Consider the following 17,506-nt stretch of genomic DNA (forward strand, 5'->3'; position numbering starts at 1 on the left):
GCGGCAAGCGAAGAATGCTGCTGGCCGGGCACCTGCTTACCACTCTCCCATTCCCACATCGATCTATTGAGCGGCCGCTTGGCGTAACCGTCACATTTGGGCAGCGGATAGCTCAGCGTCGCGCAGCCGCTCAACGCAAAGAGTGAAAGACATAACAATAGCGTTCGCCCCATCGATGTGGACCTTTCAAAAGTGCAGGATCGTCGGTCAGGAAGAGCCTGAAGGCCGGAATTTTTGGTAAATTGTCCTGATGCCCCCACGGGCATTCTTCATGCCCCGGGCGAGAATGCCTTCATGTGCATCACGCGCCGCGCCGTAGCCATAGGTGAGCGACGCGCCGCCCGCAGCAAGCGCTGAGGCGATTGCCGGGAGCTGATAGAAAACGTAGAGCGCCGCAAGGCAGATGGCACAGAGCGCGATCGGCCGCATCAGCACATCGGAATAGGCCTCAATGGCAAGGAAAATGGAATCGATCGTGTCGATCAACAACGAGCCGATGGCGACCACCAGAACCTGCAGGATAACGAAATTAACGAGCTGGCCGAGCCACGCCTCGGTGAAACGCCGCGTGGCCTGGAACATGGCAAGTGCAATAAAAATGGGCCCAATGGCCAGAACGATCGCCAGTGCGAGCCTGGCATAGAGGGAAACGATGTAGCCAATTGCCGCGACGGCAAAACTCGCCCCTATCACCAGCATGCCGCCGAGGCCGGTCACGATGTCCACTGGCCAGTAGGCGCGCGCCCAAACCTCGCGCGCCGATTTCTGGCCCTTGTCTAGTAAAGCATCAAAGGTGCTTGCGGTCGGTGTGGCACCAACATTGAGAGCTTGGGATATCTCGCGTGGAAGTGACTCGAAAAACAGGTCGGCAACATAGATTTGATACTCGGCGGCATTCCTGACCAGCATCAGGATAACGGCGAGTTTCATTGCACGAAATGCGAAATCCGTGATTGGCTCCTGGACAGAGCCTCGCAGGATAAGGAAGCCGTAAAGCACAACGTAGAGGGTCAATGCCACTGTGATAGGACCAACCACCCAATTGGCGATGTTCGATGTACCGATTGAAATAAAGTTCTGCAACGGGTTCTGGAACTGCCCATCGACAAAGGCGAAGATATTATACATTTCCCCCGTTAGCCCCCCAAAGCCTTTTTCATGCGTTGAAGGCGCGCCTTGCCATCGGCAGCAGCTGCATTGACACAGTTGGGCGTCTGACCAAGTTCACCTGGATTGTTGCGGCACTTCTCGACATGCTCAGCCAACAGCGCATCGTTTGCCAGAAAGTCGTCGACCGAATAGGTCTTTTCCGCCTGGGAGCATCCTGTAAGCATTCCGATGATCAGAAAGTTGACAAAAGGTCTCATTGAAGCGCCGCCCCCATTTCATCCATACGCTTCTTCCAGTCCTCCGCACGCCGTTGCTGCTCGACCTGGACATGGACCTGCTGGACCATTTGCAAGCCTTGCATCCGTAGAAGATCGGTCTGCAGAAAGGCGCTTTCGGCCTGAATTCGTGTCTGCAGGTCAGCAATCTCCTTGGCGTCGCTCGCCGAGGAGATCTTCTGGCGAAGCTGGTCGATCCCTTCGATACGTTTGGTCGCCGTGTCGTAGATCTTCTGGCCTAGGGACATCTGGCCAGCATTGCGTTTCTGGATTCTCTCGAGTTCATGTGCGTAGAAATCATTCGCCGACGACTGATAGGTCGAATTGCTCTCGGTAAACTTCGACGCGGCATCGCCGAATTGGCCGGAATCATTGCCACTAAGAAGGCTTTCGATGGCGACAAAATCCTGCGGCAGCGCCTTGCGGATTTCGGGCTGGTTCAGAAGCGAAGCCACATCCGCCATGTCGGTCAGCTTGTTCAGGGAGCCGAACAATTTCTCGGCCTGATTAATCTGTTGATTGAGCGCTTCATACTGCTGCTTCATTGCATCGAGCTGGCTGGCCCATCGCAGGATCGCCGTCTTGTCGACGACAGGAATCCCCTGTGCTCCAGCGCCAGCCGACAGGGCGAGAATGGCCACCACCGCCATCGTAGATTTGCGAATTCGCATCAGACTGCACTCCTTCGTTGATGAAATAGAGGAATCCAAACTGCCGGATCGTCCCCCGATCGGGCCCTTATCGTGTCGGCGAGTTCGACATTCGCCGTTCGGCCAGAGAGAATGGCTAATTCGTCGTCGAAGCCGCTCAGATTGAGTTCGGCGACGATACTGTTATGGCCCTGCTTGACGATGAAGCGTCGGCTCTCATTGGAAAGCTCACGCGCGATCAGCTCGTATTCCCGTTCGGTTAGCTTGAATCCGCCGACATAATCCACATGACTGCCGCGTGAGTTCGGCATGAAAACCTGCGTTGGGCACTGCTCTATAATCGTATGGGCGATCGGGGAATTGATAGCGTCACGAGGGCTCTGCGTGGCGAACAACATCAGGCCATTCTGCTTTCGGATGGTCTTGAGCTTGTTCTGGGCCAGGTCCCTGAAGCCCTCGTCGGCAAGGGCCTTCCAGAATTCGTCGATGACGATGATGATGCGACGGCCGTCAATAAGCTGCTCGACCCGATGGAAGAGATAAGCCATCAGCGGCGTACGGATTTCCTCGTTATCGAGGAAGTCCGTCATGTCGTAGCCGAGGAACTTCGCCCCAATACCGATCTCGTCGGCGTCATTATCGAAAACCCAGCCGAGCGGACCTCCCTTTTCCCACCGGCGCAACCGCGCGGCGACACCTTCCGGATCGGTGTTGTTGAGGAAGGTGCGCAATGCGCCAATCGACCGGCGCTCGACAGGAAGATCGGAAAGGCCGTCAATAGCACCGGCGATATCTCGCACGTCGGAAACCGAGAGTTCGCGTGTCTTAGAGCCGACAAGCTTGTTCACCCACTGCGCCAGGAACGCCCTGTTCTCCGGTGTCAGTTCCATGCCCTTAAGGGGTGCGCATCCCGTCGGGCGGCCATTCTTCAACGGCAGATAGGTTCCGCCCGCCGCGCGTACGAAGAGATCGGCGCCGCGGTCCTTATCGAAAAAGACGATATGCGAGTCGAACTTCTCGCCTTGGGACAGTATGAAGTTGAGCAGAACGGTCTTGCCCGACCCGGAAGGGCCACCAATGAAGGTATTGCCGAGGTCACCATAATGAAGATTGAAATAAAGCGGCGAGCCGGACGCAGTTTTCAGCATCGCCACGGCCGGCCCCCATTCGTTACCGTCGCGCTTGCCTGCCGGATAGGAGTGGAATGGCGAAAGGGCTGCAAAATTCTTCGACGTTATGGCGCCTGAGCGAACACGATAGCGGAAGTTTCCGGGGAGCTGCGCCCACCAGGCCGCTTCCAGTCCGAGGTCTTCTCGCGCGACGACCGCGCCGCCGTTGGTCAGATGCGTCCGGCTTTTTGCCAGATTGTCGGTTAGATCCTTCACCGATCCCGCGAACACCGTTAGTGTGAGATGATGGTCACCAAGGACAAACCGGTTCGATTCCAGGTCATCAAGGGCTGCGTCCAGTTCCTCGAGTTGCGACCCGGCCTTGTCGCCGGCGCTGATCATCTGGTTCTGTTTGCGCCCCATCACCGTCTTGCCGTCAGCTTTCGACAAAAATGAGAAGCTCTGCGTCAAGATCAGTTCGTATGGAACGGTGAGCAAACCATCGAACATGCCAGGACGCGTTCGGGCCGGATATTCCTTGAAGCCAAACATGCCGGCATAGCGGGTCGTTCCCTCGTGGCGAATTTCGACGGTTTCGCGGCCGATGATGACACGATCAGAATAGATCGCGGACGATGTCCGCCCCTCAGTCAGCGGCACGGCCTCCCGGCGGCCACCGACCAGCTGGTGCAATACCTCGCTCGGCTCTGAGAAGACAAGTCCGTCCCGCACCTGTAACGACAGGATGCGCGGAGTGAAGCGCTTGAGCCCAGCGGTCAAGTCAACGACAGCATTGTTGAGATGCTTCAGCGCTTCTTCGTCGACCTCAAGTCCGGTTCGCCGCGCTTTGCGCAACTTCGACAGCAAAGCCACCACACGCTCAATCGGGTCTCGGCCGGGATACCAAACCAAGCTCAGATAGAGATCGTTGCGGAACAAGTCCTGGTCGATCATACGGTTTCGGTATTTCTCGTTCAGAGTGCGCGAGAAATCATTGGAAAATGTTCCTTCGGGATAATCGTTGTCGCGGCGGCGGATGACATGCGTCCAAAGAGCCAGCCGCTCATCGGCGATATTGCGATAAAGCGTGTTCAGGTCGCGATGAAGGGCATTCAGATCGAGGGTGTCCGCCGTCTCAAATGACACGCCTTCGAGCGCGATCATAACCATGAGGGCGCGGGAATCGAGGGCTATCACCCGTTCGTCAGCGTGGCGGACATAAGGAATGAACGTCTCTGGCTCGAGCTCGCGCTTCCTTATGATGGTTGTACTAGACAAGGCCGAGATCCCTTTCATCATAACGCCGGACAAGCTTCATCGGTGTAAGGCTTGATCCGCCCCAAAACCTGCTATTACGGGTCCTACCTCGCGTCTCTATCCAGCCAAGCAGAACGCGAAACTTGTTATGATCGTGCTTGACGATTGCCTTGAAGACGGTGTGAAAGACCAATCCCACAAGGACATAGGCGACCGACCCCGCGACGATGAAAAGGATTGTCGTGAAGATCATGTTGATCCCCATCGCCTCCATCGTCACGCCGCCAATCATCGCCGGTCGCGTGCAGGCCAAGAACAGCGTGTCTTGCTCGAGTTCGATCGTCCCAATCATTGTCAGCTGCCTGAAATCATGGAGACGATTTCGGTTGCACCGAAGATAATACCGATACCAAGGACGACGAAGGCGGCTTTGCGGAGGTCCAGATAGCCGAACATCCAGGCGATGCCGACGATAATGACCGCTATGATGGCCAGCAGACGTGCGACATTGCCCTGTAGCATATTGACGATGTTCTGCAGAACACTCTCGATACCGCCTGCTTGGGCTAAGCTCGGCTCGATCAGGGCTAGAGAGAATACGGTTGCCATCGACGCGATCGTCGCGAACGGTTTGATGCGAGCCTGAAGATTCATGTGTTCATCACTCCTGTTGGTCATTTGAAAAGACGAGGACGGAAGATCGCCTCCCTGAACTGAAGACGTCCCATTTTGGCGCAGGCGGTTCGGAACGACTTCGCGAATGTAGGGTCGCGCCAGTGTCGGAACTCACACTATGGTCCGCCGTCCGATCCCGCCGCTGGGTCCCGCTTGCCTGTTCTTGAGTTATCTCGATAGTCTTAAGGCGTTCGACCAACCGCTTGCGTTCCGCCAAAACGCGCTTGTCATAGCCGACCAATTCGCCGAGCGAAGGGTCGCCGTGGCCGTAATACGAGCGCAGCATGACCACCTCAGCTTGGGCATCCGTCGCGCCCGCCTCAACCGCCACTCGATAATAGCTTTCGAGCAGTGAGGCGCTTGCTTTAAGGTTGAGGCAGAAATCGAACGCATCGCTTACAGACAGACCAAGCTTACCGAGATCACCGGCATTAATGCCTGCGAGACCGAGATCAATGTCGATGCCATCGGCGATCAGGATTGAGGCGGTTTCAATGGCTTGGGCCTCGGTTCGAGGCTGATTGGTAGGGGGATAGTTGGAATTGATGCGGATCGCGAAAGGCTTAAAGCCGCTCTCGACACTTACCACCGCTGCGAGTGTTTCGGTCACAATCTGCGGCGCGCATTGCTGCGCAAGATCGACAAAAATCGTTGCCATCGTCAGAACCACACGCGTTGGCGACCTGCACCATCTATTGTCACATCGACATATCGAGGTTGTTTCCGGATATTGGGACGTTTGGCGACAAAGGCTTTGCAGACTCTCTTCGAATTTTCGAAGTACCATTGGCCTGTCGCCACACTACTGTAATCACTCCTGCACATATGCTTGCTAACGACTTTGGGTTCGATGGACACGCATCCAGCCTCGCTGTGCCCGCGGACGTCCGACCGTGTGACGAGGCGAAACCCGGTATCGCAGTAATAGGGCTCGTAGCGCGGCCGGGACGTCGTGAAACCAATGCCACTACAAATGGGAAAGGTGCGTCCCTTGGCCAGATGTGACCAAAGCCGTTCGATTGGCGAACGGCATTCAGCGTACTCGGTTGGCGAGCCGGGATTGGAAAGGCAAAGCAGCACTTGGCACCCCCAATCATCTGTCCGCGCCACAGATGACGAAAACGTGTATAATGGAGCGCATATTAAAACGCCGGAAAGCACCCGAATGACTGCATGCCTCATGCCATTCTCCCCGTCTATCGCGCCTCACGCGGTTTGCCTGCGCGCATTCACCCTTCTTTCATACTACACGATAACGCATAGTTAAGAAGATGCCAAGTCAATTAGAGAGCCGCTGGCACAACGCGATTTTTGCGACCGTGACGACGCACGAGATCATGTCTAAACCGCTGCCCGACGAGACACCAAACTCGCGTCTGCGTCAGCTTGGAATGATGAATCTGCTCTACAGTCTGCAAAAAGCTGAAATGGTGCTAACCATAACCAACGTAACGGAAGTGACTGGTATGACACGAAAAGCTGCGCAGGAGGCGATTGATCCTCTCGTCACTCGCGGCTTGTTAAAAGAATCTTGGGGCAAGACATCCCTTGGTCGAGGCAAAGCTCGGCAATATGAGATTGCACCCGAGATATTTGAAAAGCTGCAAGGTGTTTATGGCGCCTGATCGTTTACGAAAGCACTGCTGATCTTCACAATTATATTCATTACATTACGAAAACGCATACTATTAATCTCACCAGCGGGCGCGAGCACTCTTGGAGTTAGTTCACATTGGCGCGGGATTCAGCAGTGATTCGTTTTATCCAATGCACGCAGGATGGCCCCACCCCGGACGCGATCAAAGTGGGCAATTCATTTCTTGATGCGATCAAAAAGAATGCTTCAACGAGTTACTGTATCCGTCATATCTTTGTCCTAACGCAGGAATAGGGAAAGTCGGTCGTTGAAGATGTAAAAGTCAGGGGGCTGGCAGCATTTCTCTGAACGCTCAGTGTGAACTTCGCGCTTCGCTGCTTATCCGAGCAATTCTTGCCCAGGTTTCGGATCGTTGTGACCAAGCCAGCGAGAAGAACAGCCATTCATCCTCTCGAAGTAAGACGAATACCGCTAAGATCACACGAAACCCGTTCGGGAGCCATTTATTAAATCGCCGGTGCGGTATGGTAAGAGCCTCGCGGTCAGGACTGCCATCCCGCAGAACAAGAAAAAACGCGCACAGCTCATTGGCTGTTGTTGGATTACGCGCACGAGCACCTCTATCCATTTTGTCCCAGAGCGGAGCTTATCTGCTGGCGGGCAATTATGTCAAAGAAGAACGTTTGATCAGAATTCCGAAGCTGCCGTCGTTTTCTTCTGAAATGAAGACAATGCCGGCTTCTTCCAACACCTTCCTTATGCGCTCAAGCGTTGCTGGCCGGAGGGTTTCACCCTTCTCCAACCGAACAAGGGTTTGCTGAGAAACTCTGGCCGCCGAGGACAACTCACGTACACCCCACCCCAACGCTACCCGTGCCAAACGACACTGAAGACCGTTAATATCATAGCCGTGCACTGATTTTAGTTGCATACCGTCCGCTATATATGTACTCTGTGCTTTGAAGGCGGCCGCCTGAGTGTTCGTACCACCCAGACGGCCTTACCACAAACCAAGCTTATAGGAGCTCGGATCATGGCTGATTCTGAGAATAGCAGAACTTTGCCCTCACGTACCCATCGAAACATTCTTTCCTCCGTCGAGGAATTCCTTTCCCACAAATCACATCCGCCATCGCCTGGGCCCGACGACGATCCTGCAGTACTGAAATGGGAAATCTGGCAGAAAGCCTATACTGAATTCTGTCAGCTCTGCCGGTTGCAGCAGCATCTCGAGAGAAAACTGCTTCGGGAGGTCGGCGAACCTTACATCCAGGTGGAAGTTCCCGGGATTGGAAGCTGCTCTGTAATGAGCTACCGGGACATAGAAAACGTTCTACCCGGCCCATCGCTAGCGGAAGCACGCGCAGAAGCAAACACGCGATTGAAAGAGCATTACTCCATTCTCGAGTTTGCGGACGAACTGACCGGATATACGCGTGCGCTTGAAGCGGAAAGTGAGGCTTCCGAACGAGAAGGCATAGCCGCACATGAACTGTGGGATACACCGGCTCGATCCATTTACGGTGCCATCGCAAAACTGCATGCATTAATAACTCTAGGCGTTCTTCAGCCCGACTGCGATGAATTTCCTTGGCCTCCGTTTCGATCAGTGGCTGCCGATCTTCTAATGATTTTGAAGGAAACAAGTCTCAGTCCTCCCTGCGCGGGCTGATCAACTCCTCGATAGTTACCTCGAGCGCACCTGCCAGTTTCGCCAGATTTTTTAGGGTTGGTGAGTGCTTTCGATTTTCAAGGTTCTGAATCGTCGAGCGATGCAAACCGGAGCGGAATCCCAGCTCTTCCTGAGAGAGTTTTCGCTCGTTCCTTAACCAGAACAGATTACGGGCAAAGATATCGCGGTTTTCCATCCTTGAACTTATTGCGTTCTGTAGAGTATTCAACTACAGAGTAAACTCTACATAATCACGGGAGGGCGGATCAGCCGGGCGAAACAGGCCTGGATGAGGAGGACAGAATTTTTCGCGGGAGAAGCACGAACCCGAAGTGTGGCGTGCTGCGGAACATCAAAGGGAGTAATTCAATGACACTTATAAGCACTTTTAGCCGGGCGCTGGTTTGCGCCGGCGTTAGTATTTCGATGCTGGGAGGCCTGACGGCAATTGAGGCGAGCGCACAGACGTTAAAAGTTGCAACTGCCTACAAGCTTATGACACTCGACCCCCATTATGCGGATCTCAACGAAAACACCTCACTTCTCTCTCATATTTTTGAAAGGCTGGTTTATCAGGACGAAAACATGGAACCCCAACCGGGGCTTGCCAAATCCTGGAAGCGGCTGTCAGACGCACAATGGGAATTCAAGCTTCGCGAAGATGTGAAGTTTCACGATGGCTCGCCTTTTACGGCACAGGACGTCGTCACTACCGTTGAACGTATCCAGCATTATCTCAAGCCCCCAGGCGGCGGACTGGCGGCCTATACGCAAGCCATCAGCAAAATCACTGCAACGGATCCGCATACCGTTGTCTTCGAAACGAGCCAAGCTGATCCCACCCTTCCACTATCGCTGGCGTCAATATTCATTGTGCGACACGAGGACGGCGGCTTCAAAGCAACCGATGAGATGAACCGGGGCTTGGCTGTAATCGGTACCGGCCCTTACAAATTCGACAGCTGGCAATCGGGCGAAACCCTTAAACTGGTTACAAACGATGATTACTGGGGAACAAAGCCTGCCTGGTCTGAAGTAGTATTCCGAATTATTGAGAGTCCTGCTGCTCGCGTCGCTGCCCTCGCCACTGGTGATGTCGATCTTGCCGACTATATTCCAGCGCGTGATGTTAAAATGCTTAAACAGCGCGGAGCAAAGGTTGAAAGCACCAGCGCGGCGCGATCCAATTTCCTGCAATTTGACGTCGGGCGCGAGAAGCTTCCCGGCGTAACCGACAAATCCGGCTCACCAATCGCCAATCCGTTTCGCGATGCACGGGTGCGCAAGGCGCTGACGATGGCGACAGATCGCGATTTTCTCGCCCAGAAAATCCTAATGGGATACGGAAGTGCGGCCTCTCAGCTTTTTCCGACTGGTTTACCGGGCACCTCGGACCAACTTTCCGTCACCAAACCTGATTATGAAGGTGCCAAAGACTTGCTATCCCGTGCAGGGTTAAAGGACGGTTTCAGTGTGGAGATTGGCGGGCCGGGAGGACGTTATCCAGGTGACAGCGAATCCCTGCAAGCCATAGCCCAAAACTGGGCGCGCATCGGGGTTCGAGTAAAACCGGCGGTCGCCCCCTACTCTGTCTACGCGAACAAACTGAACCAGGGTGATTATCCGGCTTGGTATGCTGGCTGTTCCGGCGATGCGGTCACGATCTGTCTCGATGCCGTGCTCGCTTCGAAAAATGACGAACAGAAAACCGGTTCGTTGAATTACGGAGACTATCGCAACGCGGCATTCGATGAGGCATTAGCCAACGCGGAGGCTATCGAGGTCGGGCCGAAGCGGGACGAGGCAATCGCTCGCGCCACCGATCTCGTAATGGCGGACTATCCAATTATTCCGCTCTATCATTTCCACCACATCGCGGGCTACGGAAAGCGTGTTGCCTCTTACACTGTTCACCCACGTGGATGGACAACAGCCATGCAAGCCGTCCCGGCGGGAGAGTGACCATGGGGCTGATCACTGCCATCACTCGCCGTCTCGGACAGGCCGTTGTTCTGCTTTTCGTCATGTCGCTGATCGGATTCATCGGCATTCATAGTGTTGGAAACCCAGTATTCAACATCGTCAACATGGAGACTGCGACTGTCGAGGATATAAGGAACGCGACGATTGCGCTGGGTCTCGACCAACCACTTTGGCAACAGTATCTGATATTTGTGAAATCGCTTCTCACTGGTTCGTTTGGCACCTCCTACATCTATCATCTCCCGGCCTTCTCACTGGTTTTGACCAAGCTGCCAGCAACACTCGAACTGGCTTCTGCAGCAATGTTGATAGCGGCGCCTGGCGGTATCCTGCTTGGCCTCATTGCCGGGCGCAGACAGGGATCCCTGATTGACCGGATTATTCTGAGATCCAGTGTATTTGCAATCAGCGTTCCCGCTTTCTGGCTTAGCATGGTTCTGATTCTGGTCGGTGCGGTCATGATGGGATGGTTTCCGTCGGGCGGTCGCGGCGATACGACACGAATGTTCGGTGTCGAATGGAGTTTCCTGACAGCGAACGGTTTGAAACATCTGGTTCTACCCGCGCTTTCGCTGGCCATTCCAAACATCGCATTAATTGCCCGATTGGCCCGTGCCGGCACCGTGGAAGTGGAAAGTCACGATTTCATCCGGTTTTGCCGCGCAAAAGGCCTCTCATCTGGTCGGATTCTGTTTCGTCACACTCTTCCTAATATCAGTGTACCAATCGTGACGGTGATCGGCTTGCAGTTTGGCGCAATGCTAGCCTTTGCAGTGGTCGTGGAAACGATCTTTGCTTGGCCCGGCGTTGGAAAGCTGCTCATCGATTCAATCCAGCTTTTAGATCGCCCCGTCGTGATGGCAACGCTGACGTTCGTCTCCGTCACCTTCGTTGTGCTCAACGCGCTCGTCGATCTCTTTCACGCGTTCATTGATCCGCGCATACGCCATTCTTCACAAAGGTAGTTGCCATGAATGCCGAAACTCTTCGAAAATTTTGGAAGATCCCTTCCCTGCTTCCCATAACATCTTCGATGGTCATCTTCGCTGTCTTTGCCCTTCTCGCACTTGCGGCACCACTCATAGCACCGCAAAATCCCTATGATCCTCTTCAGATTTTCGCGTGGGAAGCCTCCTCTCGACCGGGAACGACCGGAAGTGGTGGTTATGTGTATTTCCTTGGTACCGACGGATTGGGGCGTGACATCACAAGCATGATTTTTTATGGGCTGCGCATCAGCCTCGCCGTTTCCCTCATCAGCACTGCGATAGCCGGTCTGATCGGACTGACTGCGGGGGTTACCGCGGCATATTTCGGAAACCGAGTTGATGCCATCATCATGCGGACGGTCGATTTGTTTCTAAGCCTTCCTTCGATGCTGATCGCGCTGATCGCGATTGTCGCACTGGGACCAGGCATCGACCGCATCATCCTCGCACTAATCATCGTCCAATGGGCAAATTATGCCCGGCTCGCACGCGCTGTTGCGCTGAGCGAACGTGGGAAATCGTATATCGACGCTGCGCATTTGCTGCGATTACCGACTTTCCGGGTGATTATTCGTCATCTGCTGCCAAACAGCATAGCACCCGCACTCACGCTTGTACCTATTGAGGTCGGACACGCGATCGCGCTTGAAGCCACCCTATCCTTTCTCGGTCTTGGCGTCCCTGTCGATCAACCATCTCTTGGTTCTGCTGTTGCGAATGGATTTCAGTATCTGATGACCGGCCAATACTGGATCAGCTTTTTCCCGGGGCTTGCCCTGTTTGGGCTGATCGCCAGCGTGAACTTCGTGGGAGAGGATATTCGTCGCAGATTTGATCCAAGGAGCAGCACACGATGACCGAAGATATGAGCACGAACGTTCTTGAGATCAGCAATCTCTCTTTACAGTATTTAACGACAAGTGGCCCCGTACCAATCCTGCACAATGTCAGCACGTCTCTCAGCAAAGGCCAGATTCTCGGCATTATCGGCGAATCCGGCGCGGGTAAGTCGACTTTAGGTAATGCTGTCATTGGATTGACGGGATCGCGGTTCAAGCAAACTTCCGGTTCGATCAGGTTTTCCGGACAAGAGTTGAAATGGACCAAAACGAGCCCAGAGCGAGCGAGGGGTGGACGAATCTCGACTATTTTTCAAGACCACACCGCATCTCTGGATCCGCTGATGAGCATAGGCGCTCAACTAGATGAAACAATTCGTCTGTATCACAGTGGACTCTCTCGTCGTGAGATCCGCGAACGCGGCATTGATATCCTCGAACGGGTTGGCATCCCACAAGCGGAGCGGCGATATCACGACTATCCGCACCAGTTCTCTGGCGGGCAACGGCAACGCATCGTAATCGCCATCGCGCTAGCAGGATCGCCGGAAATCATTATCGCTGATGAGCCAACCTCTGCGCTTGATGCAACCGTGCAAAAGCAGATTCTGTTGCTCCTGCGCAAACTCGTCGATGAAACTGGTGTGTCCATCATGCTGGTTACCCACGATATGGGCGTCATAGCCGAGATCGCCGACAAGGTTCTGGTTATGCGTCACGGGAAGGTTGTCGAACAAAACTCTACCCGCGCCATTCTCGACGCACCGCAGAATGAGTATACACGGAGATTGCTCGCGGCTGTTCCCCGTTTGCGTTTATCCGGCGGCCATTCGGGGTCCGATATGTCATGGTCGACAAATATATCTGATCGACGAGAAGCCGGAACAAATCCGGTTCCTGATATTCTTGTGGCGAGCAATATCTCTAAGAGCTTCCGCTTAGCGGGTCTCCCATGGCCTTTTTCACGAACTGCATCACAAAAAGCACTGGACCAAGTTTCAATTCGACTTCAGCGCGGCAGCGTTACAGGCATTGTTGGCGAAAGTGGTAGTGGAAAGACAACCATGGGTCGGATTATTGCCGGGCTCGAGACGGCGAGTGACGGCGAGATTGCAATCGACGGAGCAAAATTCGACGTCTCCAAGAATGGGCGAACGAGCCGAATCCTTGGACGGGTTCAGATGATCTTTCAGGATCCATCGGTTTCGCTGAACCCACGCATGGCTATCGGCGATACACTTGAGGAGGCCGCTCGGTCGAAAAACCGCCTGGCTGACCGGCGGACGACCGGTTCCGAGATCGGAAAGATGATGGACAGGATCGGCTTGGACAGAAATTTTCTGTCTCGTTACCCACACCAGCTTTCTGGTGGACAAAAGCAGCGTATCTGCATTGCACGCGCACTGCTCGCACGACCAGAGATTATCGTCGCCGACGAACCAACCTCGGCACTTGACGTATCGGTTCAAGCAGAGATCGTCGAGCTTCTGAAAGAACGGATTCTGGAAGATAATATATCGATGATCTTCATTTCGCATGATCTTGCCGTCGTTCAGGATCTCTGCAGCCAGATATATATCTTGAGGAACGGTCGCGTGGAAGATTGCGGTCCCTCAGCGACCGTATTTGCGCAATCGCAAAACGCTTACACACGCAGTTTGGTCGGGGCGCGATCCCGCCGGTTTATCCATTAGAAGCACACACCATCAGCCAAACGTGATCGGCTGTGAACGGGATGACGCAATGTCCACGTTCTTACGGCCAGTCACGCGCATGCCAAAAGGGGACTATCATGAGCAACAGCTTCACCATCGCAGTAACCGGGCAATCCCTCATCAAGCACGACACTCGCGGTACTTCCAATCCAACGTTTCAGGAAGTCTGTGAAATAATAAAGAAAGCTGATCTGGCTTTCACCAATTTCGAAGGCACGATTGCCGGACGCTACGGTGGCTGGCCTTTGAAGGGGTCGTTTTTCGATTGCAGCCAGCCCGCCGTTCTGGACGCACTGCATGATATCGGATTTCAAGCTCTCTCACTTTCCAACAATCATGCGTTCGATCTGGGCCCCTCGGGCATACTTTCAACTTTGGAAGAAGTCGAGCAACGAGACTTCCTGCATGCTGGGATCGGGCGAAACTATCAAGAGGCTGCGAGACCCGGTCTGGGTTGGATAGGGCAACGCAAGATTGCCATCGTCGCCATGGATGGCGGCCCCGGCCCCGATTTTATGTATGCCGATGACGCCAGAGAGGAACGCCCGGAGCGCCCTGGAATCAACCGCTTGGGCATTTCCCAGCTAATCGATGTTGACGAAACGACGTTCAACGAACTCCGTTCAGTGCGTGAAAAGGTCGGTTATACCCAACTAGCGCTGACTAATGACAGTCAACCCAACGACCCCCAGCCGGTTAACGAACTGGAGGAAGTCTGCATCGGGCGAACTGTTTTCCGACGCTCGAGAGATTTCAGGCGAAGTGTAAAGATCAACGATGGCGATCTCGCCGTGAACCTCCAAGCTATTTCCGATGCCACATGTGAAGGCTGCCTGGTGATTGCCTATTTGCATCATCACCACTGGGCGACGGATTGGCTTGAGGTGCCAGATTGGGTCAGAAGCGTCGCAAAAAAATGTGTCGATGCAGGCGCAGCGGCCTTTGTAAGCCATGGAGCGCCTGTGTTGCAGGGAATGGAAATCTATCGGAAAAGGCCGATCTTCTATAGCCTTGGTAACTTCATTTTCCACGTACCGTCAGAAGAAGGCACATGGCGCGCTCCGGAGGTCTGGGAGAGTGTCATAGGTGCATGTTCGTTTGACGATAATAATAACCTCACCGGGGCGGTCCTTCATCCGCTGATTATCGGTGGTGAGCAATCGTTGAGAGGTGCTACATTCGAGCAACGACTGGTACCTGAACTGGCGAGAAAGCAAAACGCTGATCGAATCCTACGCCAGTTCGCGGAGCGCTCAGCCGTCTTTGGGACCAGCGTTGAGATTTCCAGAGACTGCGGGCGTGTTCACGTGTGAACGATCCGCACTTTGGTAAGATTAGGCAGTCTCATAAGGATGGAAACCGCATAGTATGGATATCAACACTGAATTGACGGAGCGTTTTTTCCGATACATCGCGATCGCCAGTCAAAGCGACGCTACGTCATTACATTTGCCGTCCTCTCCTGGCCAATTGGAACTGGCGCGCCTACTGGCCCAGGAATTGATCCTCATGGGGGTTCAGGATGTCATCGTCGATGACCAGGCCATCGTCACCGGTATACGGCGTGGCACTGTGCCTGATGCGCCACGCATCGGTTTTATCGCTCATCTCGATACCGCTGATGTGGGCCTGGAGGCGAGCATTCGTCCTCAGATCCATCGCTTCGCGGGTTCTGATCTCTGCCTTAACAAGGAGAAAGATATATGGCTCCGCGTTGACGAGAATCCGGAAATCAATCGATGGGTTGGACACGATGTCATCACAAGCGATGGAACGAGTGTACTCGGAGCCGACAACAAGGCTGCTATAGCCGTTATTATGACACTTCTGGCCCGTCTGGATGAGTCAGGACGCTATGGTGATGTTGCAGTCGCCTTTGTGCCCGATGAGGAAATCGGCTTGAGAGGAGCCAAAGCGCTGGACCTGCAAAGGTTTTCCTGTGACTTCGCCTATACTATTGATTGTTGCGAACTTGGTGAGGTCGTCACCGAGAACTTCAATGCTGCTTCTTGCGAAATAACTTTTCACGGGATCAGCGCACACCCGATGTCCGCAAAGGGCAAACTTTTGAACCCTGTGCTCATGGCGCAGGATTTTATTGCGCAGTTCGATCGACTGGACACACCCGAGCATACGGAGGGAACGGAAGGATTTTACTGGATGTCGAATCTTGTTGCAAACGACAGCAAAGCAACACTGCAGGTTTTGATACGCGACTTCGACACCGTTTCATTTGAGGCTCGCAAGCAGAAGATCGCGACCATTCTAGACGCTATGAAACCAAGATTCCCCTCTGGCGAAATCGATTGCCGCATGAACGACGAATATCGAAATGTGGGTCCGTTTTTCTTACAGGATCCTCGAGCTATGAAATTGCTTCTAACGTCTCTCGATAGCACGAATGTGAAACCAAAACTCATTTCAATGCGTGGCGGAACCGATGGTGCAGTTATATCGGAGCGCGGTATTCCAACGCCCAATATGTTCACAGGCGCTTATAACTTCCATTCACGTTTCGAGTTCCTGCCGGTTCCAGCCTTTGTGAAATCGTACGAAGTGGCGGCGATGCTGTGCTATACTGCACCCAGCTTAAGGTGATCCCATGCACTGGAATGGAATGTTAGCCAAACAGACGCTTCAACCCCTTCTAAGGGCTTGCGCGCCGCGAATGCGAATTGCTGTTGTTCGGTTCCTCCTGAAGCAAATCAGCGGGGGAAACTTCCAGAATATCGGCAAGTGTGGCGAGCATATCGATGGTCGGACTATAAATGCATCTCTCAAGAGAGCTTACATAGGTCCGATCAATACCAGCCTGATGCGCAAGCTTCTCCTGCGACAATCCCTTTGCGTGTCGCATCACTCTGAGGTTGCGCGCAAAAATTTCACGAATTTTCATATTCGCACTCATGCGCGGCGCGGTGCATTCATCTACGGAGTAAACTCGACAAACCGCCGATTGCGATAGGACCTGTGGTTACTCAGGACCATTGTCACAACCAAACATCCGACCTGTTCAGAGGTCGCTAAGCAGAGGATAAGGGGATGCGCGAAACGTACCGCATAGTTTCAGTATGTTCAGGCCCGGCGCGACTTCGTTCCCAGTGGCTGGATTGCCAAACGACGCACCATCAAAACGTCATCAATTTCTCTTCCCTCATGTATGAAGCCAGCCGGAATGCGGCCAGTTTCGACAAAGCCTTCCCGCCGATAGAAGCTAATTGCCACAGGGTTCTCGACACTTACAGTCAGTTCCAGCTGTGTCACGCCAATATCCCAAGCAAATTTTGCAACCATGTCCAGAAGAGACTTCGCTAGTCCACTCCCACGGAAATCCTTGCGAAGGTACACCATCGTGATCGACGCACGGTGAGAAGCCCGAGGCCATTTTTCCCGAACCAGGCCGAGAAGGCCTACCGGCGTAATGTCTTGAAAAATGGCAAACACCGGACTGTTCAATCGCTGCCGCCAGTCGCTGTCCGGCAATGCCGACCAATCACTGTATTCACTCGTAAATGAAGCAGGCTCACAAAGAAGTGCTTCCAGCCGCACACTCCGGAACGCCTCCCAGTCAACTGTTTCGAGGCGGCGGATAGTTGTCATGTGTTTAATCATCGATCGGCCTCCGGATTTGACGT

Annotated in this window: 20 protein-coding genes; 8 read left to right on the forward strand and 12 right to left on the reverse strand. The window is 53.8% G+C overall.

All coding sequences use genetic code 11. From position 1 onward, the window contains the following. Positions 1–207 precede the first annotated feature (207 nt). The 8 genes from CEV34_RS15005 to CEV34_RS27730 are packed head-to-tail and all read right to left on the reverse strand — an operon-like array spanning position 208 to position 6,258. Positions 208–1,128, reverse strand: coding sequence for a TrbL/VirB6 family protein (locus tag CEV34_RS15005; RefSeq protein ID WP_094543880.1), 921 nt, complete (start codon positions 1,126–1,128; stop codon positions 208–210). A gap of 8 nt (positions 1,129–1,136) precedes the next feature. Further along, the gene (locus CEV34_RS15010) at positions 1,137–1,367 is read right to left on the reverse strand and encodes an EexN family lipoprotein (RefSeq protein WP_064322886.1); all 231 of its coding nucleotides are present in this window, start codon (positions 1,365–1,367) and stop codon (positions 1,137–1,139) included. Beyond that, positions 1,364–2,056 carry a P-type DNA transfer protein VirB5 gene (virB5, locus tag CEV34_RS15015; RefSeq protein ID WP_094543881.1) on the reverse strand — a complete coding sequence of 231 codons (693 nt, stop codon included), beginning with the start codon at positions 2,054–2,056 and terminating at the stop codon, positions 1,364–1,366. The genes CEV34_RS15010 and virB5 overlap by 4 nt, the downstream gene beginning before the upstream one ends. After that, positions 2,056–4,422 carry a VirB4 family type IV secretion system protein gene (locus CEV34_RS15020; protein ID WP_094543898.1) on the reverse strand — a complete coding sequence of 789 codons (2,367 nt, stop codon included), beginning with the start codon at positions 4,420–4,422 and terminating at the stop codon, positions 2,056–2,058. Before CEV34_RS15020 ends, virB5 begins: the two co-directional genes overlap by 1 nt. Next, entirely contained in the window at positions 4,415–4,753 is a 339-nt protein-coding gene (locus CEV34_RS15025; protein ID WP_007881583.1) for a VirB3 family type IV secretion system protein, read from the reverse strand. The genes CEV34_RS15020 and CEV34_RS15025 overlap by 8 nt, the downstream gene beginning before the upstream one ends. Before the next feature lie 2 nt (positions 4,754–4,755). After that, positions 4,756–5,055, reverse strand: a complete 300-nt coding sequence (locus CEV34_RS15030; RefSeq protein ID WP_007881587.1) for a TrbC/VirB2 family protein — start codon at positions 5,053–5,055, stop codon at positions 4,756–4,758. A 7-nt stretch (positions 5,056–5,062) separates the two neighbouring features. Continuing rightward, positions 5,063–5,734: a lytic transglycosylase domain-containing protein gene (locus tag CEV34_RS15035; protein WP_039861236.1), complete on the reverse strand. Its 672-nt coding sequence runs from the start codon at positions 5,732–5,734 to the stop codon at positions 5,063–5,065. A gap of 2 nt (positions 5,735–5,736) precedes the next feature. Beyond that, positions 5,737–6,258, reverse strand: a complete 522-nt coding sequence (locus CEV34_RS27730; protein ID WP_084479979.1) for a hypothetical protein — start codon at positions 6,256–6,258, stop codon at positions 5,737–5,739. Between the two features lie 89 nt (positions 6,259–6,347). Between CEV34_RS27730 and CEV34_RS15045 the strand changes: the two genes are divergently transcribed. Beyond that, positions 6,348–6,701 carry a hypothetical protein gene (locus CEV34_RS15045; RefSeq protein WP_007881589.1) on the forward strand — a complete coding sequence of 118 codons (354 nt, stop codon included), beginning with the start codon at positions 6,348–6,350 and terminating at the stop codon, positions 6,699–6,701. Positions 6,702–7,337: 636 nt separating this feature from the next. Here CEV34_RS15045 and CEV34_RS15050 read toward each other — a convergent pair. Then, on the reverse strand, positions 7,338–7,574 hold the full coding sequence (locus CEV34_RS15050; protein ID WP_083898705.1) for a helix-turn-helix domain-containing protein: 237 nt from the start codon (positions 7,572–7,574) through the stop codon (positions 7,338–7,340). 132 nt (positions 7,575–7,706) lie between these two features. Here CEV34_RS15050 and CEV34_RS15055 point away from each other — a divergent pair, with 132 nt between their 5' ends. After that, positions 7,707–8,345, forward strand: a complete 639-nt coding sequence (locus CEV34_RS15055) for a hypothetical protein (RefSeq protein ID WP_094543882.1) — start codon at positions 7,707–7,709, stop codon at positions 8,343–8,345. On the opposite strand, the gene CEV34_RS15060 is transcribed toward CEV34_RS15055, so the two are convergent. Beyond that, a complete protein-coding gene (locus CEV34_RS15060) occupies positions 8,323–8,541 on the reverse strand; it encodes a helix-turn-helix domain-containing protein (RefSeq protein ID WP_007881592.1) in 219 nt (72 codons plus the stop codon). The two genes, CEV34_RS15055 and CEV34_RS15060, sit on opposite strands and share 23 nt — an antisense overlap. 173 nt (positions 8,542–8,714) lie before the next feature. Between CEV34_RS15060 and CEV34_RS15065 the strand changes: the two genes are divergently transcribed. The 6 genes from CEV34_RS15065 (at position 8,715) to pepT (ending at position 16,469) form a co-directional block, all read left to right on the forward strand. Further along, complete coding sequence (locus CEV34_RS15065) at positions 8,715–10,307, forward strand: ABC transporter substrate-binding protein (RefSeq protein WP_007881598.1); 1,593 nt, start codon at positions 8,715–8,717, stop codon at positions 10,305–10,307. Between the two features lie 2 nt (positions 10,308–10,309). Further along, complete coding sequence (locus CEV34_RS15070) at positions 10,310–11,293, forward strand: ABC transporter permease (protein WP_007881600.1); 984 nt, start codon at positions 10,310–10,312, stop codon at positions 11,291–11,293. 68 nt (positions 11,294–11,361) lie between these two features. Further along, positions 11,362–12,174 (forward strand): ABC transporter permease, encoded by an 813-nt coding sequence (locus tag CEV34_RS15075; RefSeq protein WP_374891807.1) that lies wholly within the window; start codon positions 11,362–11,364, stop codon positions 12,172–12,174. Continuing rightward, positions 12,171–13,850, forward strand: a complete 1,680-nt coding sequence (locus CEV34_RS15080) for a dipeptide ABC transporter ATP-binding protein (RefSeq protein WP_094543884.1) — start codon at positions 12,171–12,173, stop codon at positions 13,848–13,850. Before CEV34_RS15075 ends, CEV34_RS15080 begins: the two co-directional genes overlap by 4 nt. Before the next feature lie 98 nt (positions 13,851–13,948). Then, positions 13,949–15,184, forward strand: a complete 1,236-nt coding sequence (locus CEV34_RS15085) for a CapA family protein (RefSeq protein ID WP_094543885.1) — start codon at positions 13,949–13,951, stop codon at positions 15,182–15,184. 55 nt (positions 15,185–15,239) lie between these two features. After that, positions 15,240–16,469 (forward strand): peptidase T, encoded by a 1,230-nt coding sequence (gene pepT / locus CEV34_RS15090; protein ID WP_094543886.1) that lies wholly within the window; start codon positions 15,240–15,242, stop codon positions 16,467–16,469. 49 nt (positions 16,470–16,518) lie between these two features. On the opposite strand, the gene CEV34_RS15095 is transcribed toward pepT, so the two are convergent. Together CEV34_RS15095 and CEV34_RS15100 are read right to left on the reverse strand one after the other, a co-directional pair. After that, positions 16,519–16,767: a helix-turn-helix domain-containing protein gene (locus CEV34_RS15095; RefSeq protein WP_007881610.1), complete on the reverse strand. Its 249-nt coding sequence runs from the start codon at positions 16,765–16,767 to the stop codon at positions 16,519–16,521. A gap of 179 nt (positions 16,768–16,946) precedes the next feature. Further along, a complete protein-coding gene (locus CEV34_RS15100) occupies positions 16,947–17,483 on the reverse strand; it encodes a GNAT family N-acetyltransferase (RefSeq protein ID WP_235819076.1) in 537 nt (178 codons plus the stop codon). Positions 17,484–17,506 lie beyond the last annotated feature (23 nt).

Origin of the sequence: Brucella pseudogrignonensis, assembly GCF_002252525.1 — a bacterium.
Classification (GTDB): Bacteria; Pseudomonadota; Alphaproteobacteria; order Rhizobiales; family Rhizobiaceae; genus Brucella; species Brucella pseudogrignonensis.